This is a genomic window from Marinobacter mobilis, assembly GCF_900106945.1.
GTDB lineage: Bacteria > Pseudomonadota > Gammaproteobacteria > Pseudomonadales > Oleiphilaceae > Marinobacter > Marinobacter mobilis.
The window spans coordinates 56,661-72,754 of the sequence record NZ_FNNE01000012.1 but is presented as its reverse complement, the minus strand read 5'-3'; the positions used below and the strand labels follow the sequence as shown (position 1 = coordinate 72,754).

Here is a 16,094-nt window from a genome sequence, read left to right as displayed (position 1 = left end):
GCAAACCATGTTACGTTCGCTGTTACCACGTTGCGCCCGACACCGTTGCTCCCCGGTCATTGCGCTGATCGCGCTGGCCACCCTCAGCGGCACGGCCACTGGCGAGCTTCCGCTGACCCGGGGCTCCCAACTGGCGCCGACAACCGCGATACAGCAAGCAGGTACCGGCACCGACTGGACGTACACGGTCAAAGAGGGCGAGCTGCTGGATACCCTGGCCCGGGAACTGCTGGGGCCAGCTCACAGTGGCGCCCAGTTGCTTAGCTATAACCAGCTGGCAAGCCATACCGTGCTCGCCCCCGGGGACACCCTGAGGATTCCTGTCGCGTGGCTGAAACAACAGCCGGAACCGGCGAAGGCCATTGCGGTCACCGGTAGCGTCCACCTGATCACCGCCAGCGACGGTCGCCAGCGCCCGCTTACCGAGAACAGCCACATCCGCGTGGGTGATGAGATTCTGTCCCGCAGTGGCAGTGCCACTATCGCGCTGGCCGATGGCTCAACGGTTAGGGTCAATCCGAACTCCCGACTTATCTTCAACAAGCTTACGCAATACGGCAAGGCCGGTATGGTCGACACCCGGCTCCGGCTGGATCATGGCGGCATCAGCACTCAGGTACAGCCACTGGAACGTGGCGGCGCGCGGTTTGAGGTGGAGACTCCGTCAGCGGTAGCCGCCGTCCGCGGCACCGCATTCTCGCTACAGGCACACCCCGGCACGACCGATCTGCAAGTCACCGAAGGGGTGGTTGCATTCGGACCCGCTGGCCGGACCCGCAACATTCCTGCTGGCTACAGCGCGAGCGTGGACAGCCGCCGTCCGGGCATCGTCGACATCTTCCAGCTACCGCCACCGCCAAAGCCCAACCCGCTGCCCCCGCAACTGCAAACGCTACCGGCTGAACTGAGCTGGATAGATAATGGCGCGCCCCAGCACCGGATTGATATTTTCGAGGCCGACAGCGGCCGCTGGATCCGTAGCGACGCCATCAGAGGCAGCCAGTACACCCTTAACTACCTCGACAACGGCCGCTACGCCATCAACGTCGCTTCCCTCAATACCAGGGGCATTGCAGGCATGCCGGCAACCGTTGCGGTCGATATCGACCTCACTGCCCGCCCCGCGACTCTCGTAAGCCCGGCGGCAAATGCCGACATAAACGATGACCTGCCAGCGTTCCGGTGGGATTACCGTGGCAACAATGAAGTGGGCCGAGTCGAGATTGCTGAATCGGAAGACTTCAGCAACCTTGTGGCCAGCAGTGAATGGGCACCGGATAACAGTGCGCTGCCCTCCCGCCCACTGAACCCCGGGCAGTATTACTGGCGCGTGGTCACCGAAGCCGGCGGAAACTCGGTCGCGACCTCGGCGCCCCGCCCCTTTGTCGTCAATGGCACTCTTCCGCCGGTGCATATCCTCAGTATCAACTACATCGACAGCCAGGTTCGGATCTTCTGGGAGAAGGCTGATACTGCCGACGGGTACCTACTACAATTGTCAGAAGGCCCGGAATTCAGGAACATAGTGAAGGAAGCTACAGTCCAAGATACCACTGCGGCCTTGCGTTTGATTCCCGGAAGACGTTATTTTGTCCGGCTGAAGGCTTTGTCTGATGGGCCGCTGGCAAGCCGCTGGGGACCCGGACGGGAGCTATTTATCGAATAACAACAGCAACAGAACTTTTCATGACGCGAGACCAGCTTCCCACCACCAATGCATTCTGGACGCTTGGCCTCTCTCTCCTCGCTATCCTGTTGTTATTACAGCTGACTACGATTCCCCAGCGCATCAACCTCTGGCTTTATGACGCTCTGATCACCACTCATCCGGCCAAGGTTGCAGACAATGTCGCGATTGTGGCCATTGATGATGCCAGCCTTGACCGCCTCGGAGGTTGGCCATGGTCACGATCCACCCACGCGGACCTGATCCGCAAACTTGATGATGCCGGCGCGAGAACGATCGTGTTCGACATACTGTTTCCTGAACCTTCCGCTGATGATCAAGACCTGGCTGAGGCCATGAAAGCACACGGCAATGTGGTGCTTCCTATTCATCTGTCGCCGCCATCCCAGGGTGAGACCATCTCCGAATACCTGCCTACCCCGACGCTGAGCCAGGCTGCAGCAGGTCTCGGCCACGCCCACGTCGAACTGGATCCCGACGGCCTGGCACGGGGACTGTACCTTTTTAACGGACTCGGGAAACACCTCTGGCCCAGCCTCGCCCTGGCTGCCCATGGTGCCGGCAACGGCAAGGTCGCCCCGCCGGAGTTTCCTCAGGACAGCGAACTGCCACCCTATGTCAATGTTCGTTCAGACTATGTCGCAGTGCCGCTGGCTGGACCGGCGGAAACCTATCCGATGTACTCATACGCCAACGTGCTGTTATCACCACCAGCGCCACGGGAGTTCAACGGCAAGACCGTATTCGTCGGCGCGACAGCTCCGGGCTTTGGCGACGTACTTCCAACACCGTTCTCCAACATGGCCTTGCCGCTTTCCGGAGTGGAATTTCATGCCAACAGTTACGCGGCACTAGCAAACCAGACCCTGATCAGACCGAGCTCCGGTATCATTGCTGCGTTTCTTTCCCTTGCCATCATCCTGCTGGTGGCATCTGCCTTGCCCCGCCTGCGGCCTACCCAGACATTGCTGTTGTGCACCACGCTGGCAGCTGCCTTGCTCGCACTCTTTACGACCCTGATTCTGGTCGCCCATCGCTGGATTCCGGTCGCCAATGCCCTGCTGGTGCCGCTGATCGCCTTCCCATTATGGAGCGCCCGGCGTCTGGCCATCACTACCCGCTTCCTCAACCGGCAGCTGGATGAGCTGGGCCATGGTCCGCAACTGTCGCTGCGGGAACTGTCAGAACGTCATCCAATCCAGCTGCTGGATTATCTCACCGAGCTGTTCACCCTCGATGGCTGGCTGCTCATGGAAGACGACAAAACGCTGTCCCACCACAACCTGTCCCGGGAGAGCGTCCCCCCGCGCCTGCCCCGTAACGCATGGATTCATCGCCAAAACCTGAGCTGGCTCAACATCGATCGCTGCGACAGCCATTACGTGCTAGGCCTGAAGCTGCCCGATTCTCTGAGCGGGGAAGCCGTCCAGCGCTACCTGCGCCAGCTGCCTTTGTCCGCAGACCTCGCGGACAAAGGCACGCTTACATCCTCCAAGGAAAACATCACTGCTCGTATAGAGCGGGTCCGCCAGGCGACGGAGCGGATGAATAACATGCAGACGTTTATTCTCAAGAGCTTCGAGCACATGCCTGATGGCATCATCGTTACCGATGAGCTCGGGGTCATCCAGTTTGCCAACCGCCATATCGAGGAATGGTTCGACGAACCTCGCCCAAGCCTGACCGGACTCCCTCTGACCCGCCTGCTCCAGGGACACGACCCTCGCAACAACCCTGCCTGGAAGGAAACGCTTGCGGAAACCCTGACCCTGGCGCAGAGCCGGACGGTCGACCTACGCATCCGCGGCAAGGATTTCCTGATCCACCTGGCGCCGTTTGAAAGCTTCCACACCCGCCAGCAAGGCCTCATTGCCAATATTTCGGATATCACCGAATTGCGGGAGCAGCAGCGTCAGCACCGCGAGGCCATCGACTTCATCTCCCATGATGTTCGCTCCCCGCTGGTATCCCAGCTGGCGCTGATCGAGCAACTCAAGCGCCACCCGACGGATATCGACACTGACCAACTCGAACAGCTGGGCCGGCTCGCCAGACGAAGCTATCAGCTGGCCGAGGAATTCGTCCAATTGGCGCGGGCCGAACAGCTGACAGAAACCCGGTTCTATGAATGCGAGCTGCTGAGCATTGTTGAGAACGCCAGAGACAGCGTGATCGAGCAGGCCTTCGGCAAGGACATCAAACTCCAGCTTCAGGGCTACGAGGACCTCTGGCTGAAGGGCAATGCGGAACTACTGGAACGGGTAGTCATCAACCTGCTAACAAACGCCGTACAGTACAGCGATACAGGATCGACGATCACAATACAGGTGTATCAGGCCGGGCACCTGGCCTGCCTGACCGTCAGTGATGAAGGTGCGGGAATTGCGCCCGAAGAAGTACCCCATCTGTTTGATCGCTTTCGACGCCAGAAAAGCAGCGAGTTATCAGGCAACCGGGGGGCCGGGCTGGGATTGTCGTTTGTTAACGTGGTGATTGAGAAACACCGGGGTCAAATCGAGGTTGAATCTACGCTGGGAGAGGGGTCGTCCTTTACCATCAAGCTACCCATAGCTGCCCCAATACCCAACTGACAGGAAGGACTCAGATTGTCTTGCTGACCACTTCTGAAGGCGCACTGACCAAACCATCCACATCCACGACCTGAATGGTGAAATACCAGGAACCGTTACCGAGCCCGCCAACCGTGTAATCCATAACACTGGCGTCGCCGATTTCGATCCGGTTGTCCAAATCATCGGCCTGCTGCCCGTACCGGATCACGTAACCCTTCAGCTCCCCCATGGCCAGACCATCACCATTAACCCGCGTTGCCGGTGCGTTCCAACTCAGGGTCGCAGTATCCAGGCCGCCCGCAACACCCTGACCGTTTGAGTAGACGGAATCGCTTTCACCGGAGCCGCCGCCCCCACAACCCACCAGGACCGCCCCAACAAGAAAAGAAGCCAATGTCGTTCGTGACTTTTTAATGACGCTATTCATAGCCTATCCGCACCATTTATTTGTCTAAATTAGGAAACTGTTCAAAACGCGAACGATTATCCGGGGGCGGAACGTCATCTTCCTAATTACGAAACTGTCAACTTTCCGACAGGAGCCGGTAAGAAAAACGCCAGCGTACTGAATTTTTTAGAAAATTTTGAACAAAGCGTTCATTTTTTAGACAATAAAAAGATATTTAATTGGCATTTTGTGACAAGCTCCCTTGCTATGGAGCTCATTTTTTTATAGCGACCAAGCATAAAGCAAAGGGATTTTCAGTCCAAGCCTTATAACCCGATGACTTGCATGACACGCAGAAAAGCCCTGGCACCGATCCCACCTCAAACCTGACCACCTCCCTGGAGCACTTGCCGCCACCACCGATTTTCAGGCAAAAAAAAGCCAGTCTTTCGACTGGCTTTCGAGACGGCAACGCCAGCTCTGGATTAACGCTCCAGAATGGCCGTCACCCCCTGACCTCCGGCAGCGCAGATCGAGATCAGACCACGACCGCTACCCTTCTCCTCCAGGAGCTTCGCCAGAGTGGCAATGATACGGCCACCTGTGGCAGCAAACGGGTGCCCGGTCGCAAGGCTGCTACCCTTGACGTTCATCTTGCTGCGATCAATGCTTCCCAGCGGCTTATCCAGCCCCAGACGCTCCTTGCAGAAGGCAGGATCTTCCCAGGCCTTCAGCGTGGACAGCACCTGAGCCGCAAATGCCTCGTGAATCTCGTAAAAATCGAAATCCTGCAGCGTGATCCCGGCACGATCCAGCATACGCGGCACCGCATAGGCCGGAGCCATCAACAGACCTTCTTTCTTCTCCACAAAGTCGACTGCAGCCACTTCCGAGAACGACAGGTAGGCCTGAACCTCGAAACCATTCTCCTTGGCCCACTCTTCACTGGCCAACAGCACACAAGACGCCCCATCGGTCAGCGCGGTGCTGTTTGCCGCTGTCATGGTGCCGTTTTCACGATCAAAGCAGGGCTTCAGTGTCGCCAGCTTTTCCAGCGAGGTATCCGGCCGCAGGATATTGTCCTTCGCAAGCCCCGCCAATGGCGTCACCAAATCGTCAAAAAAGCCCTCGTCATACGCCGCCGCCAGCTTCTGATGACTTTCGTATGCCAACTGGTCCTGCTCATCACGGGGAATATTCCACTCATGAGCGGTCACCTGACAGTGATCACCCATGGACATACCAGTACGGGGCTCGCCGTTCTCGGGGATGGTTGGCACCAGGTGGCTTGGGCGGAAACGACCCAGAATCTTCAGCCGCTCGGCATTGGTCTTGGCCCGGTTGAGGTCCAGCAGAATCTCCCGCAAGCCTTCACCGACGCCAATAGGCGCATCAGACGTTGTGTCAGTACCGCCAGCGATACCACACTCGATCTGACCAAGCGCGATCTTGTTGGCAACCAGAATCGCCGCCTCAAGACCGGTTCCGCAGGCCTGCTGAATGTCGTAGGCTGAAGTTTCCGGCGCCAGACCAGAACTCAGAACCGCTTCCCGAGTCAGGTTGAAGTCGCGGGAATGCTTGATAACCGCACCGGCAACCACCTCACCCAGCCGCTTGCCTTGCAGGTCGAAACGATCAACCAGCCCCCTCAGGGCCGCAGTCAACAACTCCTGGTTGCTGATTTTGCTGTAGGCGGTATTGGAGCGGGCAAATGGAATCCGGCTGCCGCCGATCACAGCAACCCGACGCACTCCCCCTGCCTTCGCAGCCGGAGTAGAACGTTTACGCGGGGTAGAAGTTTTAGTCTGTGCCATAGTGGTATCCTGATTGAATGAATTCAGCAATAAAGTGCTGCCATGCAGTCTAACGCCCCAACACCGGCGCTCATTGGCAGCCCTGACAACACCCCCCATGCATTAAGTCAATTCAAATAGTTGCAGTTACTTTAATCTAGGGGGCCTCTGAAGCCGCCCCGAACCCATCGTTTATTTCCGACTGGGCTCAAGTGCGCACCAATTTAACGGCATCTGCCCAATACAACGCGTGGCGCGTTCAAGGCGCCAAGAAAGAGGACCAATAATGTCAGACCTGTACCTGAAATTCGTCAACACTCCGGTCGGCAAATCTGCCGCCCAGACCCTGGGACTGCCATCTCCGGTCACCCTTAACCGCTGGAAGCGTGCAGACCAGCCCTTTATCGAAGGCGATGTTCTGGTTGGCGCGGCCCTTGGCAGCAAAGCTATCGCCAGCCTTGGCGCCATTCTTGGCGCAAGCCCGGCCAACCTGTTCCACGCCAGCGGCACCGACTCCCTGGCAGATTCCTCAAAGGCCGGAAACAAAGCGACCGCGCTCGACCTGAGCGGCGACATCAGCCAACGCTTTTCAGCCCTCGTGTTCGACGCCTCCGGCATGAAGGACACCACCGAACTGCGGGCACTGTACGACTTCTTCCATCCGACCATCCGCAAACTGGCAGGCAACGCCCGGGTACTTATCATTGGTCAGGATCCTGCCAACTGCAAATCCGCCGCCCAGGCCGCCTCACAACGCGCACTGGAAGGCTTCACCCGCAGCATTGGCAAGGAAATTGGCAAAAAAGGCTCCACCGCCAACCTGTTGTGGCTGGCACCGGGTACTGAGAAGCAGCTGGAAAGCAGTGTTCGCTTCTTCCTGTCTCCGCGCTCTGCCTACGTATCAGGTCAGTTCGCTCGCATCAGCAAATCCACCCACAATGCCCCGGCCACCAACCCTGTCGCCCCGCTGACCGGCAAGGTTGCACTGGTGACCGGCGCCTCCCGCGGCATCGGTGAGTCCATCGCAGACATTCTCGCCAGAGACGGAGCCACGGTTATTGGCCTGGATATCCCGCAAGCCATGGAAGACCTGCAGAAAGTGACGGACCGCATCAAAGGCAAGGCCCTTGGCTGCGATATCACCAGCGCTGACGCGCCCAAGCAGATCGCAGCGTTCGTCAAGGAGCACTTTGGCGGCATCGATCTGGTGATCCACAACGCAGGGATCACCCGGGACAAAACCCTTGGCAATATGCCAGAACATTTCTGGGACATGGCCATTGCCGTCAACCTGACCGCCGAAGAGCTCATCGATGAAGAGCTGATGGAACAGGAACTGTTGCGGGATAACGGGCGTATCGTCTGCGTATCGTCCATCAGCGGTATTGCCGGCAACTTCGGTCAGACCAACTACGCCTGCGCCAAATCCGGCGTAATCGGTTACGTTGAAGCCATGGCCAAGCAACTGAAAAACGGCATTACCATCAACGCTGTCGCTCCGGGCTTTATCGAGACTCAAATGACCGCAGCAATGCCGCTGACCATCCGTGAAGCCGGCCGGCGCATGAACAGCCTCTCCCAGGGCGGACAACCGGTCGACGTGGCCGAAGCCATTGCCTGGTACTGCAACCCGAGCTCTGTCGGCGTAAACGGGAACGTAGTGCGGGTGTGCGGCCAATCGTTGATTGGAAAATAAGCCACTCCCCCATCAGCCGGGCGCCTTCAGGCCCCGGCTGAGCCCCAGACTTTTCCTCGCCGCAATACCACAGCCAGAAACACAAAGCAGAAAATCCAGACGCAAGAAATTCCCCGGACAGATCGGATTCTGTATCGGGAGACATTTGCAATTGGTGATTTAAAAACGAGAAAGGAAATGGTGGGTGGTACTGGGATCGAACCAGTGACCCTCGCCTTGTAAGGGCGATGCTCTCCCAGCTGAGCTAACCACCCAGGGAAAAAGTTGGCGGAGCGGACGGGACTCGAACCCGCGACCCCCGGCGTGACAGGCCGGTATTCTAACCAACTGAACTACCGCTCCGCATTGATCTAAAGCCGCGAACAACTTTAAATCATAGGCCGGAATGTATCCCGGCAAGCTGAAAATTGGTGGGCGGTACTGGGATCGAACCAGTGACCCTCGCCTTGTAAGGGCGATGCTCTCCCAGCTGAGCTAACCGCCCAACTTTCAGCACTGACCAAGCCAGCTCGTTGCTGTCTCAACCAATTGAGACGCGCATTTTAAGCATTTGATGGCTGCTGTCAAACCTTTTCAGGAAAATTCTTTAAAAAAAATGAAATACACCCGAATTTGTTCAACTTTCAAACACTTTGCGCGAAATTAAGACAATTCCAACGACCACCCAGAGTTCCGGATACCGAACCCCGAGCCATCTCACTTACGCTTTTGGCCCGCCACCCTGGCTTTCTGTTCAAGCACCAGATCTCGCACCCGCTCCCGCCGCCCTTCCGGCAACGCTTTACTTGCCAGTGAACGATTCAGCTGGTCGAACCGGGCACGAACGGCGTCTATCTGCCCACCGATGGACTCTTTAAGGCCCGGCACCCACTCGCCGGATACCTGACGCAAACGGGCGACCACGGAGTTTTTCAACGACATGTCCTTCATCCTCATACCTGTTAGATCTCCGGCCCAATCAGCGAACTGGAGATCTGGCGACTTTCCCTAGTCTAGTAGCCGTCTTCCGGAGGAACAATTGCAGAAGATGATTTTATCAACATTTTTCGGCCAACAATTCTGCGACCAACATCACGCTTTATGCACTAAAACGGCCACCAACCTCCTGAAGCCTGTTCAGCCATGGCTTGCTGCCGCTCACGCTCTTTCTCCAGCATCGCGTAGGCGTTTTCCCGCTCGCGAATCCTGCGGTCGGATTCAAGGGGCACCGAGGGCCCACCGCCAAATGGCCAGTACCAGGGTGAGTCCTCATATTTCCCTTCCGCCATCAGCCGTTCAATTTCTTCGTTCCGCTCTTCTTCCAGCCGCTCAATGTCTCGCGCGTAGGCCGCATCCTCATTTTCTTCAACAATCGACGTCGCTGCATGGTTCGGTGCCAGAAGGTCGCTATTAAGGAACTGGGTGGAAACCAGCTCACCTGCGGCCATGGCGACTTCCCGGGTTACCAGCTGCAGATCACCGCTGGCCAGTGGATGCTCCGGATCAAGTTCAGGGTGAGGCGCTTCAGGCTCTGACAACTCGTTGTAGCGGAGGTAATAGATTCTTCCCGGCTCTACCGACAAGGTGGCATCGGCAATCAGGCTCAGACTGAAGTTGCCCAGCCCTTCGAGCCCCAACAGCGGCCGGCGCATGGCGATGTGGCGCTCGCCTGTGCTCACCTCAAGCCAGGTGAAGCTGTCAGCGCGAATATTAAAATAGTGCTTGTCATCGATATAGACGCTGGGCGCCTCGATTTCGTCAGCGGCCCATTGCGAGTGAGTTCGGTAAAAATACAGCAGCGCGTTATTCCGATCCCACTCATCGTCAGCAATGTGGACAAAGTCGTGACCAGATACGGGATGCAGAAAAGAGCCCGTGCTTTTCCCGATGGACTGGTACAGACAACCCGATTGCAGGATAAGGGAACTGACAACGGCCACCTTGGCCAGCAGGGATAGGTTCATTGTTGTAACTCTCCAGCTCCGGTGGTGAATGTCGCCATACTAGCAACTGTTCACACCGGGAACTGAGAGCTACCTCTAGAGATGACTACATTCTGTTACACAAACCCGAACGGTCCCGGGACTTGTTATTGGGCACGGGTTTCCTGACGCAGACGGTCGACTTCTTCCGACAATCCGACCAGACGGGAAGTCAGCTGTGCCCGCGAAGCATCAATGGCCTTGACGGTCTGTTCAATATCGGCGAGCTGTTCCCGCACCTGAGCGAGTTCAGCCGCCCCGGCCTGCTGGTCCATTCGACGCTCCAGGGAAGCCAGCCGACTAGCCACTTCCTCATCGGCCAGGCGACGTTCCTGAACAAAGCGCTGCAAACGGCGGTCGATCTGCTCGTCCACCAGATCGAAGCGTCCGCTAACCTCGGCTAGCCGCTCAGCCAGCTGCTCAGCCTGAGTGTCAATTCGCTGGCCGAGTCCCGCGACATCTTCGCCCAGCCGTTCGCCCTGTGCGTCAATGCGGCCGACCATGCCACCAAGCTGCTCTCCCTGTTCTGCCTGACCGGCCTGCAGCGCGGCAATGGAAGACTGCACTGTCTCTAGAGACGTCTGATGCTGATCCAACTGTTGACGGTTACGCTCGTTTGCCAGCACCCACAACTTGCGGATTTCGCTATCGACGGTGTCCAGACGTTCTCCCATCGACGCCCCGGTCTCTTCCAGGCTCTCGCCAGCCTCACTCAAGGCTCCTTCAAATCGGGCCAAAGCCAGCTTGCTTTGACGCGCCCAGTAATCGGCTTCTTCCAACTGACCTTCCAGAGCTTCGATGCGCTGCTCCTGCTGATACCCCAGGAATCCGCCAACCCCGACAAACGCCAACAGCAGGATGGCCAACCAGGTCACCGCCCTTGCCCCTCCTGGTTTAGCCTCAGCGGGCTTCTCCTTTTTCGCGGGCGCCTTGGCCTTATTTGCTTCGCCGCGGGCACGATCTCCCTTATCACTGGCACGGGCTGGCCTGGACACGGCCTCAGCCGCCATTCGACTTCTCAGCTCATCCTCATCGGGACGAATCGGCTCCATAACAACCTCTTCTGACTGGACTGCGCGACCCCACAGTCAAAAAAACGACTCAGGAGTCAGGCTCCGGGCATCGCCAGCAGAGCCATTCTCCACTAAAATTAAGGCCTTGATGATACCCCCGCTTAAGGCTCGCGACCAAGGGAGTCCGGTGGTATTTGCATGCGCTACTGGCAGTACATACAATGGCCGGCTTTCTTGATAACCTTCGGGACCACTACTTATGCAAGCGCAGGTAGGACTCATCATGGGCTCCAAGTCGGACTGGCCGACCATGGAGCACGCGGCTGATATGCTGGATAAACTGGGAGTACCGTACGAAACCCGTGTGGTATCGGCTCACCGGACACCAGATCTGTTGTTCGATTACGCAAAATCCGCCTCCGAACGGGGCCTCAAGGTCATCATCGCAGGTGCCGGTGGCGCAGCCCACCTTCCCGGTATGGTTGCCTCCCAGACGTCACTTCCGGTGCTCGGTGTTCCGGTTCAGTCAAAAGCCCTGAACGGGCTTGATTCGCTCCTGTCCATCGTACAGATGCCTGGTGGCATTGCCGTCGGAACTCTGGCGATTGGCAAGGCCGGCGCAACCAATGCAGGCTTGCTGGCAGCCCAGATCATCGGCACCTTTGACGATACCGTGCGTCAGGCGGTTGAGACCTTCCGCGCCCAGCAAACCCAGACGGTGCTGGACAACCCTGACCCGAAAGCGTCCTGAGTGTCTGCGGCACGCTGAATCCAAGCCCTTTTATAGAGAATTTCGGGAGATCTCCATGCGAATTGGTGTTCTAGGCGCCGGACAGCTGGGCAGAATGCTGGCCCTGGCAGGCTATCCGTTGGCCAAGACCTTCGTTTTCTACGACCTGTCCGGAAGCCCCAGTGTCGGTATTGGTGAAGTCATCGTCGATCGCGACGGGCGCTATCTTGATGACTTCCTGAGTCGGGTTGACCGGGTCACCTACGAATTTGAACACCTGCCGGTCGAGGTTGCCGAAAAGATCGCCGCTGAGAAGCCGGTCTATCCTTCTCCCCGGGCGCTGCAGGTGTGTCAGAACCGGGAAGCCGAGAAAACCCTGTTTGGCGAACTGGGCATTCCCACCCCTCAGTGGAAGATTGCGACCTGTGCGGACAGCCTTAAGAAGGCAGCCGAGGAGCTGGGCTGCCCGGTGGTGGCGAAATCCAACACCGAAGGCTATGACGGCAAGGGCCAGGCCGTGCTGCGCTCACCTGAAGAAGCGGCAGAAGCGTGGAAGTCCATTGGTCATCCCCGCCTGATTGTCGAGAAGTTTGTCGAGTTTTCCCGCGAAGTGTCGATGATTGCGGCTCGCGCTGAAGATGGCGACATTGCCTTCTACCCCATGGCGGAAAACACCCACCACGAAGGTATCCTGCGCTACTCCATTGCCCCGGCTCCTGGCCTGTCTCCGGACACCCGCAGTGAAGCCGAGCGTTACATCCGCGCCCTGCTCAGTGAGCTCGACTATGTTGGCGTGCTCACTCTTGAACTGTTCGAGACGGAAAACGGCCTGGTCGCCAACGAGATGGCACCACGGGTCCATAACTCCGGCCACTGGACGATCGAGGGAGCTTCCACCAGTCAGTTTGAAAACCACATTCGGGCTGTCAGCGGTCATGCCCTCGGCGATACTGCCGCCCGGGGAGTCAGCTGCATGATCAACATCATCGGAGAGCACGGTGATATCGACAGCATTCTGAGGCTGCCCTACGCTCATGTTCATTTGTACGACAAAGGCGAGCGCCCGGGCCGCAAGCTGGGGCACATCAACATCCTGGCAGACAGCTATGAAGAGCTGGTCTGGCGGGTACGTAACTGCGCTGAATTTCTGCCGGGCTCGCCCGAGTTCAGTTGTTCGCTCACCCGGGGTTGAATTTGGCACAACCGCCCCGATACTCTTTTTTTGTCACCAGAATAATCAGTTACGACTGGAAACAGGTCACAACGCTGCTTAAGCTGTCACCTGCGTCTGTTTGAATACCCATTCGGCGGGCTCCTTACCCCGCCGATCCATAGAGAGAAACCAGGGAGAACGACCTCATGGCATTTGAACTTCCCGCACTGCCCTACGAAAAGAACGCACTGGAACCACACATCTCTGCTGAAACGCTTGAGTACCACTACGGCAAGCACCACAACACCTACGTCACCAAGCTGAACGGCCTGGTTGAAGGCACTGATGATGCCAGCAAGTCCCTGGAAGAAATCATCAAGAACTCCAGCGGCCCCCTGTTCAACAATGCCGCTCAGGTCTGGAACCACACGTTCTACTGGCACTGCCTGGCCCCCAACGGCGGTGGTGAGCCTACCGGCGCAGCTGCAGACGCCATCAACCAGGCGTTCGGTTCCTTTGAAAACTTCAAGAAGGAATTCACCGACAAAGCCGTTAACAACTTCGGCTCTGGCTGGACCTGGCTGGTGAAGAAGGCTGACGGCAGTGTTGCTATCGTCAACACCAGCAACGCAGAAACCCCGCTGACCACAGCTGACAAGCCTGTGCTGACCGTTGATGTCTGGGAACACGCCTACTACATCGACTACCGCAATGCTCGTCCGAACTACATGGAAGCATTCTGGAACCTGGTTAACTGGGATTTCGTCAACGAAAACCTGGCCTGATCCCTAACCGGATCGATGTTCCAGAAACGCCCGCTTATGCGGGCGTTTTTTATTGGGTCACGGTAATCAGAGCGCATCCAGTTCTCAAATACGCCTCAACCCGGTATCAGAATTGCCTGAACCGGGTAAGCTGACGCATACTCCAATACCTTGGCATAAAAAACAGGATTGCTTTGCAGCGGCGGCGGCCTGAACCGGGGCTACCAGGGAAAGGGCATAACAACAAAGTTTGGGCGTGAATGAAAAGCACATTCCAGATTGAACACCGTCTTGGTTACCGTATTTTGCGCTGGGTACTGTCGATTGCCCTGGTGTCAGGGGCCTTGCTTAGCGCAGCTCAGATTGTCATCGACGCACGCCGGGTGTCATCAGAACTCGATACCCAGGCCGAGCAAACCATGGCACTGGTTCGCGAAGCCGCGACCCAGGCCGTCTTCAGCATTGATGATGAGCTCGCACAACAGGTGGTGGACGGTCTCTTTGAGCAAGGCTCAGTCCGTTTTGCCAACATCAGCCATCCCGACGGCGAGCCACTTGGCCAGCAGGCCCGCCCCCTTGCCAATGCCCCGTACCGTCAACTGACTGACTCCATCTTCCGGGCAGAACGCAGTTACCGGATTGCGCTCACCCGCAGTGAAGACCCCAACATCGTCTACGGTCACCTGGAAGTCCGTTACGATACCGGTCCCACCGCCGCCAGCTGGCTTGAACGTGCCACCCTCACCTTTGGCTCCGGACTTGCCCGCGCCACGATCCTGGCACTGGTATTGTTCATGGTCTATCACCTGTTATTGACCAAACCTCTGCTCAAAATTATCGATTCGCTGACGAAGGTCGACCCGGCCTTCCCCGATAACCGCCTGATCACCCCGCTCAAAGGCCACAAACAGGACGAACTTGGGCTCTGGGTCAACGCCACCAATAATTTGCTGGTGGCCATCTCGGACAGCCAGAAGAAGCAGCGGGAAGCCGAAGAACGGGTCAGCCGACTGTCACGTTACGACCAGTTGACCGGCCTGCCCAGCCGCGATTACCTGCTCGGCTTGCTCGGCGCCGCGATGGAAGAGACCAGGCGCAAAAACAAGATACTGTCGGTATTCTGCTGCGGCATCGACGACTTCAAGAGCATCAATGACCAGTTTGGTTACGAGTCCGGTGACCTGATCCTGCAAAACATTGCCGACCGACTTGAGGAAAGCCTCCCAGGTAGCCAGTTTCTCAAGGCGCGATTGGGCAGCGATCAGTTCGTTGTTATCGAGAAAGATCTCGACAATGACTACCAGGCCACCATTACTGCCGAAAAACTGCTGCACCTGTTCAGCAAACCGATCAGCACGGGTGAGCACACCATTGGCATTACAGCCACAATCGGCGTTGCGCTGTTCCCCGATGATGCGGAGCAACTCGACCGACTGCTGCACTTTGCAGAACAGACCATGACGCTGGCCAAAACCGGCAGCCGGAACTGCTTCCAGTTCTACGTAGCCAGCGTTGACCAGGAAATGCGGGAACGCAAACGACTCGAAAAAGATCTTGCCGGCGCTCTCGACAAAGCTCAGTTCCACCTTGTCTACCAACCCCAGATCAGCCTGGAAAACGGCCGTATCATTGGTGCAGAAGCGCTGCTGCGTTGGGAGCATCCGGAACGGGGCCTGGTACCGCCCGACCTGTTTATCCCCCTGGCCGAGCTGAGCGGCAGTATTGTCGATATCGGCCGCTGGGTACTGGATCAGGCCTGCCACCAGGCCGCGCAATGGGCGTCCGAAGGCATGCCCATGCGCATTGCCGTCAACCTCTCAGCAGTACAGCTACGCCAGCACGACATCGTTGAAACCGTGCTTGAGACCCTGGAACGGCACCAGTTACCAGCCAACCGACTGGAACTGGAGGTGACCGAAACCACCGTGATGACCAATCTTGAAGATGCGATCGCTAAACTTCACCGCTTCAAACGCAAGGGCATCCAGATTGCGGTGGATGACTTTGGTACCGGATACTCATCCCTCACCTACCTCAAACGCATGCCCGTCCAGCACCTGAAAATTGACAAGCAATTCGTCAGGGACCTGCTGATCAACGAGGAAGATACCCGGATTGCGAATACCATCATTGACCTTGGCAAAAGCCTGAACCTGTCGGTGATTGCCGAAGGCGTGGAAACCCCAGAGCAGGAGCACTACCTCCGCCAGCGCGGCTGCCAGCTGGCGCAGGGCTATTTCTTCAGCAAACCCCTGCAAAGTCAGGAGTTTGAGTCGTTTGTAGTCAAATTTCACGATAAGATGATCGAGAACAATGCCTGACCCCCATAGCAAGGA

General features: G+C 57.4%; 12 protein-coding genes and 3 tRNA genes. 7 read left to right on the top strand and 8 right to left on the bottom strand.

Annotation, left to right across the window (positions count from 1 at the left end; translation table 11 throughout):
- The first annotated feature begins 7 nt into the window (after positions 1 to 7).
- Both BLV11_RS16920 and BLV11_RS16915 read left to right on the top strand, forming a co-directional pair.
- On the top strand, positions 8 to 1,666 hold the full coding sequence (locus tag BLV11_RS16920) for a FecR domain-containing protein (protein ID WP_091817239.1): 1,659 nt from the start codon (positions 8 to 10) through the stop codon (positions 1,664 to 1,666).
- A 20-nt stretch (positions 1,667 to 1,686) separates the two neighbouring features.
- The gene (locus tag BLV11_RS16915) at positions 1,687 to 4,278 is read left to right on the top strand and encodes a CHASE2 domain-containing protein (protein WP_091817235.1); all 2,592 of its coding nucleotides are present in this window, start codon (positions 1,687 to 1,689) and stop codon (positions 4,276 to 4,278) included.
- A gap of 10 nt (positions 4,279 to 4,288) precedes the next feature.
- Here BLV11_RS16915 and BLV11_RS18565 read toward each other — a convergent pair whose 3' ends face one another.
- A complete protein-coding gene (locus BLV11_RS18565) occupies positions 4,289 to 4,687 on the bottom strand; it encodes a fibronectin type III domain-containing protein (protein ID WP_245726061.1) in 399 nt (132 codons plus the stop codon).
- Between the two features lie 446 nt (positions 4,688 to 5,133).
- Positions 5,134 to 6,462 carry an acetyl-CoA C-acetyltransferase gene (locus BLV11_RS16905; protein WP_175528373.1) on the bottom strand — a complete coding sequence of 443 codons (1,329 nt, stop codon included), beginning with the start codon at positions 6,460 to 6,462 and terminating at the stop codon, positions 5,134 to 5,136.
- 265 nt (positions 6,463 to 6,727) lie between these two features.
- On the opposite strand from BLV11_RS16905, the gene BLV11_RS16900 reads away from it, so the two are divergent.
- Positions 6,728 to 8,137 (top strand): 3-oxoacyl-ACP reductase, encoded by a 1,410-nt coding sequence (locus BLV11_RS16900; RefSeq protein ID WP_091817229.1) that lies wholly within the window; start codon positions 6,728 to 6,730, stop codon positions 8,135 to 8,137.
- Positions 8,138 to 8,315: 178 nt separating this feature from the next.
- Here BLV11_RS16900 and BLV11_RS16895 read toward each other — a convergent pair.
- The 6 genes from BLV11_RS16895 to BLV11_RS16870 all read right to left on the bottom strand — a co-directional run bounded on the left by BLV11_RS16895 (position 8,316) and on the right by BLV11_RS16870 (position 11,150).
- Positions 8,316 to 8,391 (bottom strand) — tRNA-Val (locus BLV11_RS16895).
- An 11-nt stretch (positions 8,392 to 8,402) separates the two neighbouring features.
- A tRNA-Asp gene (locus BLV11_RS16890) sits at positions 8,403 to 8,479 on the bottom strand.
- Positions 8,480 to 8,545: 66 nt separating this feature from the next.
- Positions 8,546 to 8,621 (bottom strand) — tRNA-Val (locus tag BLV11_RS16885).
- 212 nt (positions 8,622 to 8,833) lie between these two features.
- Positions 8,834 to 9,058, bottom strand: coding sequence for a hypothetical protein (locus BLV11_RS16880; RefSeq protein ID WP_139173250.1), 225 nt, complete (start codon positions 9,056 to 9,058; stop codon positions 8,834 to 8,836).
- Positions 9,059 to 9,222: 164 nt separating this feature from the next.
- On the bottom strand, positions 9,223 to 10,080 hold the full coding sequence (locus tag BLV11_RS16875) for a DUF2846 domain-containing protein (RefSeq protein ID WP_091817223.1): 858 nt from the start codon (positions 10,078 to 10,080) through the stop codon (positions 9,223 to 9,225).
- A gap of 125 nt (positions 10,081 to 10,205) precedes the next feature.
- Positions 10,206 to 11,150: a hypothetical protein gene (locus tag BLV11_RS16870; RefSeq protein ID WP_091817218.1), complete on the bottom strand. Its 945-nt coding sequence runs from the start codon at positions 11,148 to 11,150 to the stop codon at positions 10,206 to 10,208.
- 220 nt (positions 11,151 to 11,370) lie between these two features.
- Here BLV11_RS16870 and purE point away from each other — a divergent pair, with 220 nt between their 5' ends.
- The 4 genes from purE to BLV11_RS16850 all read left to right on the top strand — a co-directional run bounded on the left by purE (position 11,371) and on the right by BLV11_RS16850 (position 16,079).
- The gene (gene purE, locus BLV11_RS16865; protein ID WP_091817214.1) at positions 11,371 to 11,862 is read left to right on the top strand and encodes a 5-(carboxyamino)imidazole ribonucleotide mutase; all 492 of its coding nucleotides are present in this window, start codon (positions 11,371 to 11,373) and stop codon (positions 11,860 to 11,862) included.
- A gap of 55 nt (positions 11,863 to 11,917) precedes the next feature.
- The gene (locus BLV11_RS16860; protein WP_091817210.1) at positions 11,918 to 13,033 is read left to right on the top strand and encodes a 5-(carboxyamino)imidazole ribonucleotide synthase; all 1,116 of its coding nucleotides are present in this window, start codon (positions 11,918 to 11,920) and stop codon (positions 13,031 to 13,033) included.
- Positions 13,034 to 13,200: 167 nt separating this feature from the next.
- Positions 13,201 to 13,779 (top strand): superoxide dismutase [Fe], encoded by a 579-nt coding sequence (gene sodB / locus BLV11_RS16855; protein ID WP_091817207.1) that lies wholly within the window; start codon positions 13,201 to 13,203, stop codon positions 13,777 to 13,779.
- A 239-nt stretch (positions 13,780 to 14,018) separates the two neighbouring features.
- On the top strand, positions 14,019 to 16,079 hold the full coding sequence (locus BLV11_RS16850) for a putative bifunctional diguanylate cyclase/phosphodiesterase (RefSeq protein WP_091817202.1): 2,061 nt from the start codon (positions 14,019 to 14,021) through the stop codon (positions 16,077 to 16,079).
- Positions 16,080 to 16,094 lie beyond the last annotated feature (15 nt).